Source organism: Actinophytocola sp. (assembly GCF_036402745.1).
Taxonomy (GTDB): Bacteria; Actinomycetota; Actinomycetes; order Mycobacteriales; family Pseudonocardiaceae; genus Actinophytocola.
The window spans coordinates 1-21,762 of record NZ_DASWSJ010000219.1 but is presented as its reverse complement, the minus strand read 5'-3'; the positions used below and the strand labels follow the sequence as shown (position 1 = coordinate 21,762).

Below are 21,762 nucleotides of genomic sequence, written 5' to 3'. Positions count from 1 at the left end.
GGCTACGTTAACGTGTTGCACAGTGGTGGTGTTCGACAGAACGCGGTTGCCACCAAAGTTACACGTCAGGTGAGGACGGCCATGCCCAAGTCCAAGGTCCGTAAGAAGGCGGTCTACACCCCGCCCGCCGACCGCCGCACGCCGGTGAAGGTCAAGGCGGCGGGGCCGTCGCACCCCATATATGTCGGCATCATGCTCGGCGTGATGGTGCTGGGACTGGCCTGGCTCGTGGTCAACTACATCGGCGGGGACAGCATCCCGTTCATGAAGGACCTCGGCAACTGGAACTTCGCGGTCGGGTTCGCGCTGATGATCGGCGGCCTGCTGATGACGATGCGGTGGCGCTGACGCGCACGTCGGCGATACACGTTTCACTCGGATACACCCGTTCAGCGCAGCGTTACTGAACCACACGGGTGTAAGTCATCCCCAGTGTGGATAACCGCTGTGGATAACTCAAGTTCCCGGATCCGGAGCGTGACGTCGTTGTCCTCACCGACCGCCCGAACCTGGGCGCCGAAGATCGAGTTGGCCGCCCTGGCATGGGCGCTGGCGGTCGCCGCGGCCCTGTTCGCGGTGTTCACCGATGACCCACCCGGTCGGGTGCTGCTCACCGCGGCCGCGCTCGTCCTCGCGCTGGCGGGACTGTTCGGTGTCGTGGTAAGGCCGCGCCTGGCCGCCGACCCGCGGGGCGTCACCGTGCGCGGGCTCACCGGCAGCCGCACCTGGACGTGGGCCGAGGTGAACGTCCGGCTGGTGCGCACCCGCCGGCTCGGCCGCGACGTCGCCACCGTCGAGTTCGACGCGGACAACGCCGAGGAGCCGGCCCTGGTCGTGCTGGGCCGGCTGGACCTCGGGACGGACCCGGAGGACGTCGTGGACGCGCTGCTGGAGCTGCGGACCTAGGTCGCGCCCGGCGGATCATGGCCGAGCGCGGCCGGGGTCCGCCAGCCGTGTCCTAGGCGCCGGCGCAGAGGTAGTAGAGGCCGTCGGAGACCGTGCAGTCCATGGCCGCGCCACGCACCGCGACGGCCACGATCATGACCAGCGCGAGCGCGGCGCACGCGCCGAGCTGGAACTGGGTCCGCCGCTGCGCCGGCGCGTAGACCATGGCGACCGTCGCGAGTGCGCCCGCGACGAGCCCGCCGATGTGCCCGAGCAAGGAGATTCCGGGCAGCGCGACGCTGAGGAAGACGTTGATCGCGATCAGCGAGAGCACCGGCGCGGGGTTCAGCTTGGCCTTGAACACGACCACGGCGATGCCGCCGAAGAGGCCGTAGACCGCGCCGGACGCCCCGGCCACGCCGCTGCCCGCGCCACCGAAGAGCATCACCGCCGTCGACCCGCCGAGCAGCGCCAGCAGGTACACCGCGAGGAACCGGCCCCGGCCCAGCGCGACCTCGAGGTCCCGGCCGATGACCCACAACGCGAACATGTTGAACAGCAGGTGCACCGGCCCGTAGCCGCCGTAGTTGCCGAAGTGCAGGAAGCCCGAGGTGATCAGGCGCCACCACTCGCCGGCGGAGACGAACGCGGGCACGAGCGTGCCGTCCTGGAAGATCGTCGAGCGGTTGTTCTCGACGATGCTCCCCGCCTGGATCGCGGTCAGCGCGAACGCGGCCACGTTGACCGCGATCAGCGTCGGTACGACCGTGAGCTTGCGGGACCGGGTGGCCCGCGCGCCGCCGATCGTGCGCGGCGTGCGGACCGCCTTGGCGCCCTCGTTCACGCAGTCGACGCACTGGTAGCCGACCGACGCCTCCCGCATGCAGTCCGGGCAGGCCGGCCGGTCGCAGCGCACGCAGCGGAGCCCGGTCGGCCGGTCCGGATGTCGGACGCAGCCCGGGAGGTCCTGCTGCCGGTTGACCGACACTCAGCCCTCGGAACGCTCGACGGTGACCCGCTCCACGACGATGTCCTGGACGGGCTTGTCGTTCGGCCCGGTCCGCGTGTTCCCGATGGCGTCGACGACGTTGCGTGACTCCTGGTCGGCGACCTCGCCGAAGATCGTGTGCTTGAAGTTCAGCCAGGTCGTCGGTGCGACCGTGACGAAGAACTGCGAGCCGTTGCTGTCGCGCACGCCGGGGTTGGCCATGCCCAGCAGGTATGGGCGGTTGAACTGGAGCTCCGGGTGGAACTCATCAGCGAACTCGTAGCCGGGGCCGCCGCGGCCGGTACCGGTGGGGTCACCGGTCTGGATCATGAAACCGTCGATCACCCGGTGGAAGATCATGCCGTCGTAGAACGGACCGGAGGTGGTGCCTTTGGCGTTGCGGCCCGAGTAGTCCTTGGTGCCGTCCGCCAGGCCGACGAAGTTCGCGACGGTCTTGGGCGCGTGATCAGGGAAGAGGTTGACTCGGATGTCACCCTGCGACGTATGCAGGATGGCCGTTACCTTCACTCCAACGAGGGATCCATTGCTGTCTGCCACCCGGTCATCGTGCCATCCACAGCGAGATCGGTCGGGAAGGGGCAGGATGGTAACTGTCAGATAAAGCCACCCTGGAGCACACTATGGACGATGTGAAGGCCATGAACCGGGCCGGAGAGACGGTCGGCAAGGCCGTCGGCTCCGGCTGGCTCGCGGTGCGTCGTAGTGCCAAACGCGCTGGTCAAGCGAGTGCGGACGCCACGACGAAGGCCGCTCATGCCGCGGATCGGAAGCTGACGGAGCGCGGTGTCGCCCCCCAGCAGCTGGCCGTGGCACTGGCTGAGAGTGCCGAGGTCGCGCGCCAGGAGGTCGTCAAGACCACCCGGCGGGCGCGTAAGAAGTTGGCGCGCAAGGCCAAGGTCACCCGCAAGGAGCTGGCGAAGGCGGCCAAGCAGGCCCGCAAGGACGCCAAGAAGAGCAAGCCGGCCAAGCGGGCGGTGAAGTCGGCCAAGCAGGCCCGGAAGGACGCCAAGCAGCTGAAGGCGTCGTTCAAGGCCGATGTGGCCAAGCTGAAGACGCGGGCCAAGCAGGAGGCGGCAGCGCTGAAGCTGGCCGACGCGCCCAAGCGTCGCCGGTGGCCGAAGGTGATGCTGCTGGTCGTTGCCGCGGCCGGTGTCGCGTACGTGGTGCGCGGCAAGACGGCCGCTCAGGAGCCCACCCCGGTTCCCGAGCCCCGGCAGCGGGCGACCGACGCGGACGCGGACGAGTCGGCTCCGTCGTCCTCGGCGGAGGCCAACGGCCAGCGCAACGGTCAGCCGGCTGGGAAGTCGTCGACCAAGCAAGGCTGAGATGCCAGGTTTCGGCCCGCCAAGGTTCGTTCCTTGGCGGGCCGAGCTGTGTCCGCGTCCCCGGCTACAGGCCGAGCTTCGAGATCGCTTCCTGCGCGACGACCTTGGCCTTGATCGTCTGCTCCTGGTTGGTGGTCACGACCACGGCGTCCTTTTCCTTCGCGACGGCGTAGACCGCACCCTGGTCGGTCGGCTGCGCGCCCCCGGCCCACCCACCGGCAAGCTGGGCGGGGTTCGAGGTGTCGATGGGCGCGGCCTGGTCGACGAGCGCCTTCGCGGTGGCGGCGTCCCCGGTGTAGACGCGGACGGTCAGCTGGACCCCGCCGTCGGGCCGGTAGAAGAAGCAGGCCGGCGGCTGGTCGGCGGAGATCTTGACGTTGCCGACGTGCTGCCCGTTGGTGTCCTCGACGAACGTCTTGTCGAGGTAGGGGCACGGCCCGTCGGCACTCGGCTCAGGTGCGGCCGGAACGTCCGCGGCAGGCGGCGCGGCACTGGTCGACTGGTTGTTGTCCGGGGTGATCACGGTCGGATCGTCCGCGGCGGTCTGGGAGTTGCACGCGGCGAGCACGATCAGCAGGGGACCGAGGAACAGGGCGCGTTTCATAGGTCCGGAAGTCAATCACACGGCCACTTCCCGACCACCGCAGCCCAATCCCCGAGGCGACACCCGCGAGGCGCACTGAGGCCGGCCGGCGCATCGACTCACCTGCGTCCTACGAGGTGGAACACCCGGCTGAGGTGTCGGTAGGGATCACGTCGGCTGGCTTCGAGTTCTACCTCGGCGATCGTGGTCAGCTCATCCTCGTCGGCGTCGAGGGTCAGCCAGTCGGTGAACAGCCACACGCCATACCAGGCCAGTGGGCGAACTCCGTGATCGGCGAACGTACTGGAGAGTTCCTCGACGGTGTCGGCACGCGTGTCCAGACCCAACACTCCGCGCTCGCTCCGGGCGTGGAAGGCGGCCTGCGCGTCGTTCCACCGATGCTCCAGCGCGGGACGGACGGCCAGGGTCGCCGCGTTGAGCGCCATCACCGACACGACGCCGTCCGCGGCGGTGCACGCGCTTAGCGACTCGATCATCGAGGCGGGCTCCGGCAGATACATCAGCACGCCGTGACACAGCACGGCGGCAAATCGTCGGCCCTGCGTGAGCGAGGGCGCGTCCTCGCCGCGTCCCAGCACCAGCCGGACACGCTTGCGAACGTCGGCCGACTCTGCGGCCAGGCGCTGCTCTGCGGCAGAAAGCATCCCCTCGGACGAGTCGAGCAGGACAACCTCATAGCCCAGGCGGGCCAGCGGAAACGACTGGTGTCCGGCGCCCCCACCCACGTCGAGCACGGCCGCCGGTGGCGGCGGCAGGTGATCCATCAGGTGGTGGTGCAGGACGTACGTGCGCACCCGACCCTTCACCGTCGCGTACGCGCCCTCGACGAATCGATCCGTCAGGTTCGCCCACACGTCGTCGGTCACGCCACCCATCCTGCCGGTACCCAGCTGGGCATGACCTCCGGTCCGCGCTCAGCGATCCGATCGCAGTGGCGGCGCAAGGAGAGCTTCACCCGCAAGGTCGACGCCGGACGGCTCGCGACGATGGTCGGGCACGACCTCCAGTCCGGCTCCTACCCAGCACGGGAGGCCGGCCGAATCCCGGTCGGTGAGTGGGCAGATGCTCGGCCACCTGTCCCCGACCGGCTCGACGAGATCGCCGACCGCCTCGACCGCACGGAATGTGGCCCCAGGACGATCTTGATGTGGGCACGGCATCGCTGACCCGCGGTCATCTTCGTGGAGACGAGGGGAATCGAACCCCTAACCCCTGCCTTGCAAAGGCAGTGCTCTGCCAATTGAGCTACGTCCCCAGGGCCGGCGCGGCCTGTGGTCGCGCCGGTGTGGGCGGCTTTGCCGCCGTGTGTCAGCGCTTCGGCTGTCAGGCCTTCTTGGCGTTGTTCGTGCCCGCGGCCGGTGCGGTCGCCTCGCGCCACAGGTCGTCCTGCGCCTTGGCCGACTTGTTGCGACGCACCACGAACAGCACGCCACCGGCCACAGCCACCAGAGCGAGAAGCTTCTTCACGTCCATTGCCTCCTTCGGCAAAACCACCACGTATGACCTTGCTGCGACCCCTGCTCATCCCGCAGCGAGTGGTCACAAGTCTGCCACAAGCGCCTCACGCGCCGTCGGGCGCGAAGGCTCTCACAGATGAGGCCCCGTCCACCTGGGCGGACAGGGCCTGATCTGGTGGGCCTAGGAGGACTTGAACCTCCGACTTCTTCGTTATCAGCGAAGCGCTCTAACCGTCTGAGCTATAGGCCCTCACCAGCGCGTTGAAGACTATCGCAAGGCTACTCGTCGACCCAAACCGGTATCCGCCCTCATTCACGCTCGGCCAGGGTGACCTCGAGGCCGCCCGCGAGGTCCGCGGACACGTTGTAGATGAACGCGCCCACCGTGGACAACGCGCTGAACAGCACGATGTTGACCGCGCCGATGATGGCCGCGACGCCGAAGACCCGGCCCGCGCTGATGAGGGGCTGACCGCCCGCGTCCTGGGTGGGCTGGAGGATCTCGCTCGAGATGCCGTTCAGCTTGTCCCACACGCCCATGCCGTCCAGAACCGCGTAGAGCACACCGACCGCGACCAGCCAGACGAAGAACAACGCGACGCCGAGCACCAGTGACAGCTTGAGGACCGACCACGGGTCGAAGCGCTTGATCTGCAGGTTGGCCCGCCGGGGACCGCGGCCGGGACGGCGCAGCGCGCTCGGCGTCGCCGCGGCGCCCACGCGGAGGGGGCCCGTGGACGGGCCGGAGTTCTCCAGGTGGACCGTGGTGCGGGCCGAGCCGGTGGGCGGGATGGCGCCGCCGTGGGGCATGCCGCTGCCCGGAGCCGGCATGGTGGCCGCGGTGGGCAGACCGTCGGAGAACAGGCGGGCCGCGGCCGCGCCGGTGACGACCGGGCGTTCGATCGACACCGTGCTCTCCCCGTGCGGGGGCGTGCTCGGGGGCGGCGGCGTGCGGGGCTGGGCCGGCTGGGCGGCCGGCCCGGACGACGGCACCGTGGTGTGCGTGTCACTCGTCACCCGCTGCCACGGGGGTGGGGTGCCGTGGCCGAGCTCCATGTCCTCCGAGGTGGCCACGCGGGCGGTGGGCTCGTCGGCCGACCGCCCGTTGCCCTCGTGGCTCGCACCGGCCGGCTCGACCGGAGCCTGGCCGTCGGTGGCGACGACGGACGTTCGGTCCGCGTCGCTGTTCTGGCCAGTGCTTCCGGACTTGTCAGGTGGTGTCACGAGGATCCCCTACGTGTCTCGCGGCTTACTGCGGTGGATCTTCTGGCTGCTGGCCGTTGCCGGTCGGCTCGGGAGCCGGCTCGACCTCGACGTCGTCAACCGTGCCTTCGATGATGCCTTCGACAACGTCCTCGACGGAGTCGTCGGTGCTGCCGTTGTCTATGACGCCGCTGAGGGTGGTGTCGTTGTCTTCGCCACCATTGTCGACCGCACCGTTCTCGACCGCACCGTTGTCCTCGGCGCTGCGTGCGACCGCGACCAGGGTGGTGCCGTCGCCCAGGTTCATCAACCGCACTCCCTTCGTCTGCCGGCCGGCCCTGCGCACCTCGCGCGCGGTGGTCCGGATGACCCCGCCCGACGAGGTGATGGCGTACAGCTCGTCGTCGACGTCGACGATGAGCGCTCCCACCAGCCTGCCACGCCTCGAGTCGTGCTGAATGGTGAGCACGCCCTTGCCGCCGCGACCCTGCACCGAGTAGTCCTCGATCGGCGTGCGCTTGCCGTACCCGCCGTCCGTGGCCACCAGGACGAAGGTGCCCTCGCGGACCACACCGACGGTGAGCAGCTCGTCACCGGAGTTGAACCGCATGCCCAGCACGCCCGACGTGGCCCGGCCCATCGGCCGCAGCGCCTCGTCCGAGGCCTGGAACCGGATGGACTGACCGCCGGCGGACACCAGCAGCAGGTCGTCCTCGGCCGCGCACAGCACCGCGCCGACGAGTTCGTCCTCGTCGCGCAGGTTGATGCCGATGAGGCCGCCCGCGCGGTTGCTGTCGAAGTCGGACAGCTTGCTCTTCTTGACCAGGCCGCTCTTGGTGGCGAGCACCAGGTACGGCGCCACCTCGTAGTCCTTGATCTGGATGACCTGGGCGATGGTCTCGTCCGGCTGGAACGCCAGCAGGTTCGCCACGTGCTGGCCGCGCGCGTTGCGGTTGGCCTCCGGCAGCTCGTAGGCCTTGGCCCGGTAGACCCGGCCCTTGTTGGTGAAGAACAGGATCCAGTCGTGGGTGGAGCACACGAAGAAGTGCGCCACGATGTCGTCCTGCTTGAGGCCCGCGCCCTGCACGCCCTTGCCGCCCCGCTTCTGCGCGCGGTAGAGGTCGGTCTTGGTGCGCTTGGCGTAGCCGGTGCGGGTGATCGTGACGACCACGTCCTCCACCGCGATCAGGTCCTCGACCGACACGTCGCCGTCGAACGGGATGATCTTGGTGCGCCGGTCGTCGCCGTGCTTCTCGACGATCTCGGTGAGCTCGTCGCGGACGATCGTGCGCTGCCGATCCGGGTTGGCCAGGATGTCCTGCAGGTCGGCGATGTAGGTCTCGATCTCGCCCAGCTCGTCGATGATCTTCTGGCGCTCCAGGGCGGCCAGCCGGCGCAGCTGCATCTCGAGGATTGCGGTGGCCTGGATCTCGTCGACGTCGAGCAGCGCCATGAGGCCGGTGCGGGCCTCGTCGACCGTGGGCGAGCGGCGGATCAGCGCGATGACCTCGTCCAGCGCGTCGAGCGCCTTGACGTAGCCGCGCAGGATGTGGGCCCGCTCCTCGGCCTTGCGCAGCCGGAACCGGGTGCGCCGGACGATGACCTCGACCTGGTGCTTGACGTAGTGCCGGATCATCTGGTCGAGCCGCAGCGTGCGCGGCACGCCGTCGACCAGGGCCAGCATGTTGACGCCGAAGTTGTGCTGGAGCTGGGTGTGCTTGTAGAGGTTGTTGAGCACGACCTTGGCGACCGCGTCCCGCTTGAGCGTGATCACGATCCGCATGCCGTTGCGCTTGTTGGACTCGTCGGCCACTTCGGAGATGCCGGTGACCTTGCCGTCGCGGACGAGCTGCGCGATGTTCTCGATGAGGTTGTCCGGGTTGACCTGGTAGGGCAGTTCGGTGACGACGAGGATGGTGCGTCCCTTGGCGTCCTCGTCGACCTCGACCACCGAGCGCATCCGGATCGAGCCGCGGCCGGTGCGGTAGCAGTCCTCGATGCCCTGGGTGCCCAGGATGAGGGCGTGCGTCGGGAAGTCCGGGCCCTTGATCCGCGTCATCATCGCGGCGAGGGTCTCGTCGTCGGAGGCCTCCCAGTTCTCCAGCGCCCAGATGACGCCGTCGGCGACCTCCCGCAGGTTGTGCGGCGGGATGTTGGTGGCCATGCCGACGGCGATGCCGCCACTGCCGTTGACCAGCAGGTTGGGGATGCGCGATGGCAGGACGTCGGGTTCCTGGGTCTTGCCGTCGTAGTTGTCCGAGAAGTCGACGGTCTCCTCGTTGATGTCCTGCAGCATCGCCATGGCGAGTGGGGTCATGCGGGCTTCGGTGTACCGCATGGCGGCCTGCGGGTCGTTGCCCGGCGAGCCGAAGTTGCCCTGACCGTCGATGAGCGGGTATCGCAGCGACCACGGCTGGGCGAGGCGGACCAGCGCGTCGTAGATCGCCGAGTCACCGTGCGGGTGGTAGTTGCCCATGACGTCGCCGACGATGCGCGAGCACTTGACGTGGCTGCGTTCGGGGCGCAGGCCCGTGTCGTACATCGAGTAGAGAACGCGGCGGTGTACCGGCTTGAGGCCGTCCCGGACATCCGGCAGCGCTCGGCTCACGATGACGCTCATCGCGTAGTCGATGTAGGAGCGCTGCATCTCCTGCTGGATGTCGACCGGCTCGATCCGGTCACCCGCTGGCGGCACGGTTGTTTCCGTCACGACGTGAAGCTTCCTTCCGCAGCCCAGCGCGATGAACAACTCGCTGGTAACCAATACAGTCTATCTGCGCTGGTCAGAACCATGGTGCAGGGCCCGCTAAGCCGTTCGGTGCAAACCTGGACGCATTACACGTCCAGGAAGCGCACGTCCTTGGCGTTGCGAGTGATGAACGACCGGCGGGCCTCGACGTCCTCGCCCATCAGGACGCTGAACAGCTCGTCCGCGGTGGCGGCGTCGTCGAGGGTCACCTGGAGCAGCAGGCGGTGGGCGGGGTCCATCGTGGTCTCCCACAGCTCGTCGGCGTTCATCTCGCCGAGACCCTTGTACCGCTGGATGCCGTCGTCCTTGTTGATCTTCTTGCCGGCCTCGACCCCCGCCTTGATGAGGCCGTCCCGCTCACGGTCGGAGTAGGCGAACTCGGGCTCGATGCGCTGCCACTTGATCTTGTAGAGCGGCGGCTGGGTGAGGAACACGTGCCCGTGCTCGATCAGCGGCCGCATGAACCGGAACAGGAAGGTGAGCAGCAGCGTGGTGATGTGCTGGCCGTCCACGTCGGCGTCGGCCATCAGCATGATCTTGTGGTAGCGCAGCTTCGAGAGGTCGAAGTCCTCCTGGATGCCCGTGCCGAGTGCGGTGATGAGGCTCTGCACCTCGGTGTTCTTGAGCACCCGGTCGATGCGTGCCTTCTCCACGTTGATGATCTTGCCGCGGATCGGCAGGATGGCCTGGTACATCGACTCCCGGCCCTCCTTGGCCGAGCCGCCCGCGGAGTCGCCCTCGACGATGTAGAGCTCGCACTCCTCCGGGTTGGTCGAGCGGCAGTCCTTGAGCTTGCCGGGCAGGCCGCCGATGTCGAGCGCGCCCTTGCGGCGCACCAGTTCCTTGGCCTTGCGGGCCGCGATCCGGGCCTGCGCCGAGGAGACCGACTTCGTGACGATCGTCCGCGCGTCCGCCGGGTTGCGCTCGAACCAGTCGGCGAGCATCTCGTTGCACGTGGTCTGCACGAAGGTCTTCGCCTCCGTGTTGCCGAGCTTCTGCTTGGTCTGGCCCTCGAACTGCGGCTCCGCCAGCTTGATCGAGATGATCGCGGCGAGGCCCTCACGCACGTCGTCGCCGGTGAGGTTGACGTCCTTCTCCTTGAGCAGCTTCTTCTCGCGCGCGTACACGTTGACCACGCGGGTGAGCGCGGCGCGGAAGCCCTCCTCGTGAGTGCCGCCCTCGGCCGTGTTGATGGTGTTGGCGAACGTGTACACGGACTCGCTGTAGCCGGTGTTCCACTGCATCGCGACCTCGACCTCGAGACCGTCACCCTTGGCCTCGAAGGAGATCACGCTGTTGTGGATCGCCTCGCGGGCGTGGTTGATGTGCTTGACGAAGTCCTCGAGCCCGCCCGGGTAGTGGTACGTGCGTTCCTTGACCCGCGCCGTCTTGCCCTCGGCGTCGGCCTCGGTGTCCTCATCGGACACCCGCTCGTCCCGCAGCGTGATGGTGAGGCCCTTGTTGAGGAACGCCATCTCCTGGAGCCTGCGCGCGATCGTCTCCGCGTTGTACGTGGTCGTCTCGAAGATGCTGCCGTCGGCCCAGAAGGTGACCGTCGTGCCGGTGTCCTCGGTCTCGCCGTGCTCGGTGAGCGGACCCGGCACGGAGTGCAGGTACTGCTGGCGCCAGACCTTGCCGTCGCGGATCACCTCGATGTCGAGCTTCGTGGACAGCGCGTTCACCACGGAGACACCCACGCCGTGGAGGCCACCGGACACCGCGTAGCTGTCGCTGTCGAACTTTCCGCCAGCGTGCAGCTGGGTCAGCACGATCTCGATGGTCGGCTTGTTGTGCACCGGGTGCATCTCGACCGGGATGCCGCGGCCGTCGTCGACGACCCGGACCCCGCCGTCGGCCAGCAGGGTGACCACGATCTTCGTGGCGTACCCGGCCATCGCCTCGTCGACCGAGTTGTCCACGACCTCCTGGATCAGGTGGTGCAGACCGCGCTCGCCGGTGGAGCCGATGTACATGCCGGGCCTTTTGCGGACGGCCTCGAGCCCCTCCAGGACGGTGATGGAGGACGCGTTGTATTCATGGTTATTGGTGGCTGCCACGGGCGTGGTGTCTCCCTCGTCAGGACGGGCGCGAATCTCCCTCTGTCAATTGTACTGGTGCGGTCGCGCAGAAGCGGGTCAAGGACACCCCCAGCTCCGTCACAGACGCTCTGACGGGAAGAGGTCCGTGGCCCGACGCCAGCGGGTACTCTCCAGTGCGAATTTGACAGCCTCCGGCCGCCGGTTCACCCGTAGGTGTCCCGGGGCCCCCGTCCGCGTACGTGCCGCAGCCCATAACGCCAGCTCGGAGTGGACGGACCGTGCACCTTCAGCCGCTTGACCACTCCGTTGCCCACCCCGGCGGCGATCTTGGCGAGCAGCTGGCGCTGCAGCAGCCGCAGCTGGGTGGCCCACGCGGTCGAGTCCGCCTGGACGGTCAGCTCGCCGTCGCGCAGCGCCACGGGCTGGGCGTGCTCGGCGACGTCCTCGCCGACGATGGCACCCCACCGGCCGAACAGCTGACCGGTCGTGAGCTGGGCCGACCATCCCCGGTCGGCGGCGAGGCGGGCGGTGAGCCGGCCGAGCGGCTGGGGGTCGCGGGCGTCCGGGCCGGGGCCCGACCAGCGCCGACGGCGCCGCGAACCGGGCGCGAACCCGCGCTTGGCCTGCTGCTTCTTCTTCGCGTCCGGGCCGCCGGAGGCCTCCTTGGCCGCCTGCAGCGCGGCGCGGGCGAGATCCGATCCTCGTAGCTGTGGATAGTCACCCTCCGTGGTGGAACGAGAGGCGCGATCATCAGCAACACCCTTTTGGGTGTTCAGAGCCGCCGGATCCGGGGGGTCGGGAGGGGTTGAAGGGCGCAGGGTGACAGCGTTATCCACACTATCCACAGGTTTATCCCCAGATGTGCGACGATTCACATCACTGTTGGTGACTCGCTGGTGATCATCGGGCGACCGGTCCGGCACGCGCCACCTCCCCGTTCGACACCGAGTAACGAGCCCCGTCGAGCTCGTCCGGGACATCCTCCTCCACCGCGGCGGTCACCAGGACCTGTTCGGCGTTCACCGCCACCTCGGCGAGTCGCTGCCGCCGGCGCCGGTCGAGCTCGGCGAACACGTCGTCGAGCACCAGCACCGGCTCGCTGCCGTCCGCGCGCAGCAGCTCGTAGGACCCCAGCCGCAGCGCGAGCGCGAACGACCACGACTCGCCGTGGCTCGCGTAGCCCCTCGCGGTGAGGTCGGCCAGGGTCAGCTCGAGCTCGTCGCGGTGGGGGCCGACCAGGCTCACCCCCCGCTCGAGCTCGGCGTCGCGGCCGGCGAGCATCGCGGCGAGGAGCGCGTCGACCAGCACCTCGATGTCGGCGCGCGTGCCGGGCATGCCGTAGTCGGCGGGGAACGAGTCGGCGATGCCGGAGCGGTACCGGATCCGAGCCGGCCGCGACTCGGGTGCGACCCCGGCGTAGGCGGCGGTCACGTGGTCGGCCAGATCGGCGACCAGGTCCAGCCGCGCGGCGAGCAATTCGGCGCCGTGCCGGGCGAGGTGGCCGTCCCACACGTCGAGCGTGCCGATGTCGCCCTTCGAGCCGGCGCGCCGCGCGTGACCCGAGGACTTGAGCAACGCGTTGCGCTGGCGCAGCACCCGTTCGTAGTCCGCGCGCACGCCCGCGTACCGGGGCGCGCGCAGTACCAGTAGCTCGTCGAGGAACCGGCGGCGCTCGCTCGGGTCGCCGCGCACCAGCGCCAGGTCCTCCGGCGCGAACAACACGGTGCGCAGGATCCCCAGCACGTCCCGGGTCTTCGGCACCGGCGACCGGTTGACCCTGGCGCGGTTGGCCTTTCCCGCGGTGATCTCCAGCTCGATCGTGAGCTCGCGGCCCTCGTTGACCACCGCGGTGCGCACGATGGCGCGCGCACATCCGTGGCGGATCAAGGGAAGATCCACCGCGACCCGGTGCGAGCCGAGCGTCGCCGTGTAACCGATCGCCTCGATCAGGTTGGTCTTGCCCTGACCATTCTGTCCGATGAGGACACTCGCACCGGGGGCCAGCTCCAGGTCCGCGTGCTCCCAGGATCGGAAGTCGCTGACCTGTAAGTGCCGGACGTACACGTCAACCCTGCGTCGAACCCGAGCCGGAGGACGGCCCGGCCTGGTGCACCGCATGCCCGCCGAACTGGTTGCGCAACGACGCGACCGCACGCATCGCGGGCGAGTCTTCCTGCCGGGAGCGGAACCGCGCGAAGAGCGCGGCCGCGATCACCGGCGCCGGCACGGCCAGGTTGATGGCCTCCTCGACGGTCCACCGGCCCTCGCCGGAGTCGTCGACGTAGCCACGCAGGTCGTCGAGCTCGGGGTCCGAGTCGAGCGCACGGACCAGCAGGTCGAGCAGCCACGAGCGCACGACGGTGCCGCGCTGCCACGCCTTGATGACCGCGGGCACGTTCTCGATGAGGTCGGCCGCGTCGAGCAGCTCGAAGCCCTCGGCGTAGGACTGCATCAACCCGTACTCGATGCCGTTGTGGATCATCTTGGCGTAGTGGCCCGCGCCCACCGGGCCGGCGTGCGCGAAGCCTTCCGCCTGCGGGCCTTCCGGGCGCAGCGCGTCGAAGACCGGCATCGCCCGCTCGACGTCCTCGGCCGCGCCGCCGACCATCAGCGCGTAGCCGTTCTCCTTGCCCCACACCCCGCCGGACACCCCGCAGTCGAGGTAGGCGACATCCTTGCCGGCGAGCAGCTCGGCGTTGATCTTGTCGTCGGTGTAGCGCGAGTTGCCGCCGTCGATCACCAGGTCGCCCGGGGACAGGAGGTCGCCGAGCTCCGCGACCGTCTGCCGGGTCGCCTCGCCGGAGGGCACCATGACCCAGACGATCCGCGGTGCCTCGAGCTTGTCGACCAGGTCGGCGAGCGAGGCGGAGTCGCTGATGCCCGGGTCGCGGTCGTAGCCCACGACGTCGTGGCCGGCGGCGCGCACCCGTTCGCGCATGTTGAAGCCCATCTTGCCGAGACCGACGAGACCGAGCTGGATCTTGCTTGGCACTCCACTCCTCCGTTCAGCCGGGCAGGCGCACCGGCATCAACAGGTGCAGGTACCCCGGCACCACGGTGCCATCCTCGCCGACGGGCTTGATGAGTGCCGGACGGCTCGGCGTGGTGAACGACAGCTCGGCCCGGTCGGCGTGCAGGGCGCCGAGACCCTCCTGCAGGAACGACGGGTTGAACGCGATCGTGACGGGGTCGCCGGTGTACTCGACGGCGAGCTCCTCCTCGGCGCTGCCCTCGTCGTCACCGCCGGCGGACAGGCGCAGCGCCGACTCGCCGAACTCGAGGCGGACCTGGGTGCCGCGTTCGGCGACGAGCGAGACGCGCTTGATGGCCTCGACCAACGGGGCCACGTCGATGATCGCGGTGGCGGTCTGCTCGGACGGGAGCAGCTGGCGGTAGCGCGGGAACTCGGTGTCGAGCAGCCGGCTGGTGGTGCGCCGGCCGGAGCCGGACAGGCCGATGAGCCCGTCGCCGGGGGCGAGCGCGATCTCGACGGTGGTGCCCGACGTGCCGAGCGCCTTGGCCGCGTCGGCCAGCGTGCGTGCCGGGACGAGCACGGCGAGCTCGCCCGCGCCGGCGAGGTTGTCGTCCGGGGTCCAGGTGAACTCCCGCATCGCGAGGCGGAACCGGTCGGTGGCGACGAGGGTGAGCTTCTCGCCGTCGATCTCGACCCGCACGCCGGTGAGCATCGGCAGCGTGTCGTCCTTGCCGGCCGCGACGGCGACCTGGCTCACGGCGAGGCCGAACACCTCGCCGGCGAGCTGGCCGGCGAGCGGTGGCATCGCCGGCAGCTGCGGGTAGTCCTCGACCGGCATCGTCGGGAGGCTGAACTTCGCGCTGCCGCACGCGATCGACACGCGTGCGCCGTCGACCATGATCTCAACCGGTTGTGCGGGCAGGGATCGCGTGATGTCGGCGAGCAACCGGCCGGACACGAGCGTGCGCCCGCCGTCCGCGACGGTGGCCGCGACGCCGACCGTGGCCGACACCTCGTAGTCGAACCCGGAGATCGTCAGCGCGTCGGAGTTGGCGGTATCCAACAGGATCCCGCCGAGTACCGGTACCGGTGGACGGGACGGCAGGCTGCGCGCGACCCAGGCGACGGCGTCGGCGAGACCGTCGCGCTCGACGCGGATCTTCATGACTGTCCTTTCCAGACACGAGAAGGTGCCGCGGGCACGCGGGCACCAACCCGAGAAAGCTCACGACGTAGACCGCCACCGTACGGCTTGCCGGGCGAGAGCGTCACTCGGGGCTGGGTGCTCTCGGCCGGCTCTTCGGTGCTGTGCGGCCGGGTCGTCGCTCGCTGACTCGTGACCCCTGTCTTGTTCTTGTTGATAGATCTAAGAGAGAAAAACAGTCGTAGTAGTAGGTCCTGTGGATTGTGTGGACAGCTCCCGTACTCGCACGTCGGCATGCGCGTCCGGCTGTTGATGAACCAGGTGCCCATCCGGTGGACAGCTCGACGCGTCGGTGGATGGTTCGTCCACACGCGAGAGTTGTCCACACCTGGCCCACAGTTGCCCACAGCACGCTCCCCAGACTTGGGGCCGTTCGTACCCAAGTCATGCACAGGGTCGGGGACGCTCATGAATCCCCTTTCCGGGTGATGCAAGGGGTTGTGTGAGAACCGTGTCCACACAAGGAAAGTCGGCGTCAGCCGCGTGCGCGTTGCTTGATCCGCGAGGTGAGCTCCTGCACCTGGTCGTAGACCCGGCGCCGTTCCGCCATCTCCTTGCGGATCTTCTTCTCCGCGTGCATCACCGTGGTGTGGTCGCGGCCGCCGAACGTCTGCCCGATCTTGGGCAGCGACAGGTCGGTGAGCTCGCGGCACAGGTACATGGAGATCTGCCGCGCCTGCGCGAGCGCCTTCGTTTTCCCTGGGCCACAAAGATCATCGATCGACACGCTGAAGAACTCGGCGGTGACGGCCATGATCGTGGAGGCGCTTATCTCGGGCACCTGCGAGTCGGGGATCAAGTCCCGCAACACGATCTCGGCGAGGCCGACGTCAACCGGTTGCTGGTTAAGGGAAGCGAACGCGGTCACGCGGATGAGCGCGCCCTCGAGCTCACGGATGTTGTGCTCGATGCGGGCGGCGATGAACTCCAGCACCTCGGCCGGCGCGGCGAGCCGGTCCTGCGCGGCCTTCTTGCGCAGGATGGCGATCCGCGTCTCGAGCTCGGGCGGCTGGATGTCGGTGATGAGGCCCCACTCGAACCGCGTGCGCAGCCGGTCCTCCAGCGTCTCCAACCGCTTCGGCGGCCGGTCCGAGGACACCACGATCTGCTTGTTGGCGTTGTGGAGCGTGTTGAAGGTGTGGAAGAACTCCTCCTGAGTTCCTTCCTTCCCCTCCAGGAACTGGATGTCGTCCACCAACAGGATGTCGATGTCGCGGTACCGCCGCTGGAACGCGACCTTGCGGTCGTCGCGCAGCGAGTTGATGAAGTCGTTGGTGAACTCCTCGGTCGACACGTACCGCACGCGCATGCCCGGGAAGAGGCGTTGCGCGTAGTGGCCGACCGCGTGCAGCAGGTGTGTCTTGCCGAGCCCGGACTCGCCCCAGATGAACAAGGGGTTGTACGCGCGGGCCGGTGCCTCCGCGACGGCGACCGCGGCCGCGTGCGCGAAACGGTTGGACGCACCGATGACGAACGTGTCGAAGGTGTACTTCTCGTTCAGCCGGGTCTTGGAGGTCTGCGGCTGTGCCGGAGCGGTGAACGGCTGACCGCTCGACGGCTGCTGGCTCCCGGTGAACGTCGGCCAGATCTCGTGGACGGTGGCGAGTGCCTCGCTCTCCTCGTCCACCTCTTCCCCGTCGCCGTCCGCGTCGTTCTCGTTGACCGGCGGCAGGATCCCGTTGCGTTGCGCGTGCTCGGTGCCTACGTCCCCATTGGACGGTGCGCCCGGCGTGGCGGGCGGCGCCGACGGTGTCATGGCCGGCGCCAGCGGTTGCGGCATCGGCGGGGTGACGGTCGGCGTGGTGGAATCCACCTTCACCGCGAGGGAAACCGCGCGGCCGAGTCGCCGGGAGAGAGCGTCGGTGATCGGCTCGCGGAGAGCTCGCTCGATCGCGTCCTTGGCAAAGTCACTCGGTGCGGCGAGGAGCGCGGTGCCATCGAGCAACCCGATCGGTCGGGTCACCCGCATCCACGCGCGTTGTTGGGGAGACAGTGTGCCGGCGGACAGCTCCCGCACCACCTGTTCCCAGACCACACCAAGGTTCATCTGCTGCTCGGACACCTATGAGCTCCCCTCCCCTCGTTGGCCTAGCGTCATGTCTGACCCTCCGGCCAACCCCGAACCGCTCACCTAGGCGGTGAGCTCGGTCGCGGCCCGGCATACGGGCTGCATCCACAGGTTGTCCACAACTGTGCACGAAGGTACGACGCACCGCAGCGGAACCCGCCGATGACCGACATATCTTCTGCGGCGCAGCAGGGCTCCCACTCCCATCTGGCCAACCAAGAGTCCGCACGCTAACAAGCGCCGGGCTATGCCACAAGATGTGTTCGGGGGCAAGCATCTGACCGTGCGCGGCGTGTCGCCGAGCGGTGCCCGACGGTCGACAAAAGGGACCCGGATGGAACCCGCTGATCGGGGGTGCGTAGCCTCATAAGGTCTCCCCGAGGTGTGGGTGAGTTCTGCGCGCCGTCCGTCGGTAACTCCGGGCGTTGTGGCCGGGAACGCCGACCGATGGCGGGGGACGCGAGAACTTGGCGAGCCAGTACCGGGAGATCCACCGTGAGCAAGCGTACTTTCCAGCCGAACAACCGCCGCCGGTCGCGGACCCACGGGTTCCGGCTGCGCATGCGCAGCCGTGCCGGCCGGGCCATCCTCGCGGCTCGTCGTGGCAAGGGTCGCAAGCGCCTGTCGGCCTGACTTGCGTGCTCCCCGCGTCCGCTCGACTGACCGGTAGCGACGATTTTCGGCTGGTGACCAGGAAGGGTCGGCGTGTTGGCCGGCCCCGGCTCGTCGTACACGCCATCACGGCCGAAGAGGTCGCTCGACTCGGCATGGCCGCATCCGGTCAGACCCGGGTCGGTTTCGTGGTCAGCAAGGCCGTGGGGAACTCGGTGGTGCGCCATCGCGTCACGCGCCGGCTGCGTCATCTCCTGCGTGATCGGCTGGGAACCGTTCCGCCCGGTTGCTCGTTGGTCGTCCGAGCGTTACCGCCGGCTGCCCAGGCGGCGAGCGCGGAGCTCGGCAATGACATCGACTCCGCCCTGCGGCGGTTGCGACTCGCGGTCGGCGACAACGGTGGTGCGCAGTGATCGTCACGCATGACACGGAGGTCGTGCGCGGCCCGGACGACCCGGAGCCGGAGGCCTCCGGCGTGGACGCCGCACCCGATGCCCCGCTCCGCCGCCCGGGCCCGTTGGCCCGGGTGCTGCTGGTGCCGATCAACATCTACCGGCAGTGGATCTCGCCGGTGCTTCCCCCCAGCTGCCGGTTCGAGCCGAGCTGCAGTGCTTATGCCGTCGAGGCGCTGACGACACACGGCGCGCTGCGCGGCACCTGGCTCACCGTCCGCAGGCTGCTGCGCTGCGGGCCGTGGCATCCCGGTGGGTTCGACCCGGTGCCGCCGCGCCGCGAGAAGCCTCGCCACTCAGACCTGCGTCACGACGACGCTGACACCGACGGGTCGGGGACGCCAAGCCCGGCTCGCCACCCCTTCGCCAAGGAGTAGCTCCGTGCTCGACTTCATCTACTACCCCGTGTCCTTCATCCTGTGGTGCTGGCACTGGGTGTTCGGGCAGGTTTTCGGCGAGAGCAGCGGTCTCGCCTGGGCACTGGGCATCATGTTCCTGGTCTTCACCCTGCGCGCGATCATGTTCAAGCCGTTCGTGAAGCAGGTCCGCTCGATGCGCGCGATGCAGGAGTTCGCGCCCGAGATGAAGAAGATCCAGAAGAAGTACGCCAACGACCGGCAGCGCCAGGCGCAGGAGATGCAGAAGCTCCAGCGTGAGCACGGGTTCAGTCCGCTCGGCGGCTGCCTGCCGATGCTGATTCAGATCCCGGTGTTCATCGGCCTCTTCCACGTGTTGCGCTCGTTCCAGCCCGGCCACACCGAGAACTACTTCTTCGACGCCGCGGGTGTGCAGTCCTACATCGACGCCAACATCTTCGGTGCGCGGCTGTCCAACTTCATCACCCAGCCGCTGCAGGCGCTCGAGGCGCTGGGCGCCAACCGCACCTCGGTGATCATCGTGTCGATCCCGCTGATGATCCTCGCGAGCGTGCTGACCCACCTGACCGCGCGGCACTCGGTGGCCCGGCAGAACCCGGAGTCGGCCACCGCCCAGACCGCGATCATGAACAAGCTCACCATGTACATCTTCCCGCTGGGTGTGCTGATCTTCGGTCTGTTCTTCCCGATCGGCCTGCTGCTCTACTGGCTCGCCAACAACACGTGGACGCTGATGCAGCAGCGCATCGTGTACCGGCGGATCGACGCCGAGGAAGAGGAGAAGAAGGCGGCCGCCGTCGAGAAGCGGAGCAACCTCGCGCCGAAGCCCGGCCAGCGCCCCGCGCAGAAGAAGCGCCCAGCGACGACCACAGGGACCACCGACACCGCGGGGACCAAGCCGGCCACGGATGGCACCGCCTCGAAGCCGAGCACGACGAAGTCCACCGGCACGACCAAGCCGGGGGCCACCAAGCCAGGCGCTACCAAGCCGGGTACCGCCAAGCCGGGCACCACGAAGCCGGGCGCGACCAAGTCGGCGGGTACCGCCAAGCCCACCGGCACTGCCGGGTCCACGAGCGGAACCGCGAAGACGACCGGCAACGGCGCCGCGGACAAGTCGGAGGACGGCAACACAGTTTCCGGTCTGAGCGCAGACCGTTCCCGTAAGAAGAACACAGGCCGGAAGAATCGCTGACGCGGCAGTTCCGGACCTGGAGAGGAGAAGTCGTGCCGGAGACGGTGCAGCAGTCGGGGGCAGAGCAGGACTCCGTCAAGGAGGCTGCCGAGGAGACCGTGGGCCAGCCGCCCGCGGACAACGGCGAGGTGATCGCCGAGTCGGATGCCGATTCGGTCGCTGAGTCGGATACGGACGACGACGAGGACGAGGACGGTGACGACGGCGAGGACCGCGGCCCGACCGAGGATCTTCTCGTTCGGGAGGGCGACATCGCCGGCGACTACCTCGAGCGGCTGCTCGACCTGGTCGACTACGACGGCGACATCGATCTCGACGTCGAGGCCGGCCGCGCGGTCGTGAGCATCGACGGTGGCGACGATCTGGAGAAGCTCGTCGGTCCGCGGGGCAACGTGCTCGAGGCGCTACAGGAGCTCACCCGGCTCGCCGTGCAGCAGGAGACGGGGGCCCGGAGCCGGCTGATGCTCGACATCGCCGGCTGGCGGGCGGACCGTCGGCAGGAGTTGCGGGACCTGGGTCGCGCCACGGCCGAGCGCGTGCTCGCCGGCGACGAGCGGGTTCGGCTCCAGCCGATGACGCCGTTCGAGCGCAAGGTCGTGCACGACGCGGTCGCGTCCTTCGAAGGTGTGCACAGCGAGAGTGAGGGCGAGGACCCCCGGCGTCGCGTCGTGGTCTTCCGCAAGTCCTGACCGCTCGCGCTTTCTGTTTCACGTGAAACAACCGGACTAGCGAGGAAAGGGTGCGACGGTGGCAGACACGCCATCAGCACCCGCTCCCCCGGAGTCCGCTTCGACCATCTTTGGCGACGCCATGCCGGCGGCGGTGCAGTTCGTGGAACTGCTCGCCGCCGTCGGCATAGAGCGAGGCCTGATCGGACCCCGTGAGGTCGATCGGCTGTGGGATCGCCACCTTCTGAACTCGGCCGTGGTCGGCGAGCGGATCTCGAGCGGCATGCGGGTCATAGACATAGGTTCCGGCGCCGGCCTTCCCGGTGTACCTCTCTGCTTGGCGAGACCCGATCTGGACGTCACACTGTTGGAGCCGATGGCTCGCCGCGTGGCGTGGCTGGAGGAGGTCGTCGACGCGCTGTCGTTGTCGGTGACGGTGGTTCGGGGTCGTGCCGAGGAGCCGGCCATCAAGCAACGGCTCTCGGGTGCCGATGTTGTCATCGCGCGTGCGGTGGCTCCACTGGATCGACTCTGGGGCTGGAGCGCTCCTCTGCTCCGGCAGGGCGGCCGGCTCGTCGCGCTCAAAGGAGAGAGCGCCGAGTCGGAGAAGGCACGCGACGGGGCGGCCGTGAAGCGTGCGGGCGGGTCGATTCCCGTCGTCGAGCGGTGTGGCGTCGGGGTACTGGAGACGCCGACCACTGTGATCGAGGTTGAACGGGTCGGTGCCCAGGGGCGCGAGGGGGCCCGTGGTGCTCGTCCGCGACACACCAGGAAAGATCAGGAGCAGTGACGTCGAGTCCTGCAGACCAAGGAGCGATCGATGTTTCACGTGAAACCGGCGCAGGAGAGGTGGGTCAAGCGCGTGAGCGAGCTTGCGAGCGAACCATTGTCGCAGGGTGACCGCGAGCGGCAAGACCGAGCCTGTGAGGTCCTGTCGTGAG

22 protein-coding genes and 2 tRNA genes are annotated in these 21,762 nt (G+C 68.6%); 9 read left to right on the top strand and 15 right to left on the bottom strand.

Translation table 11 applies throughout. The features are described 5' to 3' along the window. Positions 1-81: 81 nt before the first annotated feature. Complete coding sequence (gene crgA, locus VGD70_RS21070) at positions 82-348, top strand: cell division protein CrgA (protein WP_331083883.1); 267 nt, start codon at positions 82-84, stop codon at positions 346-348. 138 nt (positions 349-486) lie between these two features. Then, entirely contained in the window at positions 487-906 is a 420-nt protein-coding gene (locus VGD70_RS21065) for a PH domain-containing protein (protein ID WP_331083881.1), read from the top strand. 52 nt (positions 907-958) lie between these two features. Here VGD70_RS21065 and VGD70_RS21060 read toward each other — a convergent pair whose 3' ends face one another. Together VGD70_RS21060 and VGD70_RS21055 are read right to left on the bottom strand one after the other, a co-directional pair. Continuing rightward, positions 959-1,873, bottom strand: a complete 915-nt coding sequence (locus tag VGD70_RS21060; protein ID WP_331083879.1) for a rhomboid family intramembrane serine protease — start codon at positions 1,871-1,873, stop codon at positions 959-961. Beyond that, positions 1,874-2,431, bottom strand: coding sequence for a peptidylprolyl isomerase (locus VGD70_RS21055; protein ID WP_331083877.1), 558 nt, complete (start codon positions 2,429-2,431; stop codon positions 1,874-1,876). An 83-nt stretch (positions 2,432-2,514) separates the two neighbouring features. Here VGD70_RS21055 and VGD70_RS21050 point away from each other — a divergent pair, with 83 nt between their 5' ends. Continuing rightward, positions 2,515-3,219 carry a hypothetical protein gene (locus VGD70_RS21050; protein ID WP_331083875.1) on the top strand — a complete coding sequence of 235 codons (705 nt, stop codon included), beginning with the start codon at positions 2,515-2,517 and terminating at the stop codon, positions 3,217-3,219. Between the two features lie 64 nt (positions 3,220-3,283). On the opposite strand, the gene VGD70_RS21045 is transcribed toward VGD70_RS21050, so the two are convergent. The 13 genes from VGD70_RS21045 to dnaA all read right to left on the bottom strand — a co-directional run bounded on the left by VGD70_RS21045 (position 3,284) and on the right by dnaA (position 17,511). Then, positions 3,284-3,823 (bottom strand): DUF2020 domain-containing protein, encoded by a 540-nt coding sequence (locus tag VGD70_RS21045; RefSeq protein WP_331083873.1) that lies wholly within the window; start codon positions 3,821-3,823, stop codon positions 3,284-3,286. Between the two features lie 98 nt (positions 3,824-3,921). Further along, positions 3,922-4,698, bottom strand: a complete 777-nt coding sequence (locus VGD70_RS21040) for a methyltransferase (RefSeq protein WP_331083871.1) — start codon at positions 4,696-4,698, stop codon at positions 3,922-3,924. Between the two features lie 307 nt (positions 4,699-5,005). Further along, a tRNA-Ala gene (locus tag VGD70_RS21035) sits at positions 5,006-5,078 on the bottom strand. A gap of 68 nt (positions 5,079-5,146) precedes the next feature. After that, positions 5,147-5,290 carry a DLW-39 family protein gene (locus VGD70_RS21030; RefSeq protein ID WP_414638010.1) on the bottom strand — a complete coding sequence of 48 codons (144 nt, stop codon included), beginning with the start codon at positions 5,288-5,290 and terminating at the stop codon, positions 5,147-5,149. A 163-nt stretch (positions 5,291-5,453) separates the two neighbouring features. Beyond that, positions 5,454-5,530: transfer RNA gene (locus VGD70_RS21025), tRNA-Ile, on the bottom strand. 59 nt (positions 5,531-5,589) lie between these two features. Continuing rightward, positions 5,590-6,354, bottom strand: a complete 765-nt coding sequence (locus VGD70_RS21020; protein WP_414638014.1) for a DUF3566 domain-containing protein — start codon at positions 6,352-6,354, stop codon at positions 5,590-5,592. Positions 6,355-6,529: 175 nt separating this feature from the next. Next, complete coding sequence (gene gyrA / locus VGD70_RS21015) at positions 6,530-9,193, bottom strand: DNA gyrase subunit A (RefSeq protein ID WP_331083869.1); 2,664 nt, start codon at positions 9,191-9,193, stop codon at positions 6,530-6,532. Between the two features lie 125 nt (positions 9,194-9,318). After that, complete coding sequence (gene gyrB, locus VGD70_RS21010) at positions 9,319-11,289, bottom strand: DNA topoisomerase (ATP-hydrolyzing) subunit B (protein WP_331083867.1); 1,971 nt, start codon at positions 11,287-11,289, stop codon at positions 9,319-9,321. 185 nt (positions 11,290-11,474) lie between these two features. Then, complete coding sequence (locus VGD70_RS21005; protein WP_414638013.1) at positions 11,475-12,107, bottom strand: DciA family protein; 633 nt, start codon at positions 12,105-12,107, stop codon at positions 11,475-11,477. 64 nt (positions 12,108-12,171) lie between these two features. Further along, the gene (gene recF, locus VGD70_RS21000; protein ID WP_331083865.1) at positions 12,172-13,335 is read right to left on the bottom strand and encodes a DNA replication/repair protein RecF; all 1,164 of its coding nucleotides are present in this window, start codon (positions 13,333-13,335) and stop codon (positions 12,172-12,174) included. Position 13,336: 1 nt separating this feature from the next. Next, positions 13,337-14,251 (bottom strand): phosphogluconate dehydrogenase (NAD(+)-dependent, decarboxylating), encoded by a 915-nt coding sequence (gene gnd, locus VGD70_RS20995; RefSeq protein WP_331083922.1) that lies wholly within the window; start codon positions 14,249-14,251, stop codon positions 13,337-13,339. A gap of 25 nt (positions 14,252-14,276) precedes the next feature. After that, the gene (gene dnaN, locus VGD70_RS20990) at positions 14,277-15,410 is read right to left on the bottom strand and encodes a DNA polymerase III subunit beta (RefSeq protein ID WP_331083863.1); all 1,134 of its coding nucleotides are present in this window, start codon (positions 15,408-15,410) and stop codon (positions 14,277-14,279) included. A 514-nt stretch (positions 15,411-15,924) separates the two neighbouring features. After that, entirely contained in the window at positions 15,925-17,511 is a 1,587-nt protein-coding gene (dnaA, locus tag VGD70_RS20985) for a chromosomal replication initiator protein DnaA (protein ID WP_331083861.1), read from the bottom strand. A gap of 501 nt (positions 17,512-18,012) precedes the next feature. Between dnaA and rpmH the strand changes: the two genes are divergently transcribed. From rpmH to rsmG, 6 genes are all read left to right on the top strand, one after another. Further along, positions 18,013-18,150 (top strand): 50S ribosomal protein L34, encoded by a 138-nt coding sequence (gene rpmH, locus VGD70_RS20980; RefSeq protein ID WP_331083859.1) that lies wholly within the window; start codon positions 18,013-18,015, stop codon positions 18,148-18,150. 5 nt (positions 18,151-18,155) lie between these two features. Then, positions 18,156-18,542 carry a ribonuclease P protein component gene (rnpA, locus tag VGD70_RS20975; RefSeq protein ID WP_331083857.1) on the top strand — a complete coding sequence of 129 codons (387 nt, stop codon included), beginning with the start codon at positions 18,156-18,158 and terminating at the stop codon, positions 18,540-18,542. Between the two features lie 62 nt (positions 18,543-18,604). Beyond that, positions 18,605-18,958 carry a membrane protein insertion efficiency factor YidD gene (yidD, locus tag VGD70_RS20970; protein WP_331083920.1) on the top strand — a complete coding sequence of 118 codons (354 nt, stop codon included), beginning with the start codon at positions 18,605-18,607 and terminating at the stop codon, positions 18,956-18,958. A gap of 4 nt (positions 18,959-18,962) precedes the next feature. Then, a complete protein-coding gene (gene yidC, locus VGD70_RS20965) occupies positions 18,963-20,153 on the top strand; it encodes a membrane protein insertase YidC (RefSeq protein ID WP_331083855.1) in 1,191 nt (396 codons plus the stop codon). A 131-nt stretch (positions 20,154-20,284) separates the two neighbouring features. Next, on the top strand, positions 20,285-20,842 hold the full coding sequence (locus tag VGD70_RS20960; protein WP_414638012.1) for a protein jag: 558 nt from the start codon (positions 20,285-20,287) through the stop codon (positions 20,840-20,842). 121 nt (positions 20,843-20,963) lie between these two features. Beyond that, positions 20,964-21,611: a 16S rRNA (guanine(527)-N(7))-methyltransferase RsmG gene (gene rsmG, locus VGD70_RS20955; protein ID WP_331083916.1), complete on the top strand. Its 648-nt coding sequence runs from the start codon at positions 20,964-20,966 to the stop codon at positions 21,609-21,611. Positions 21,612-21,762 lie beyond the last annotated feature (151 nt).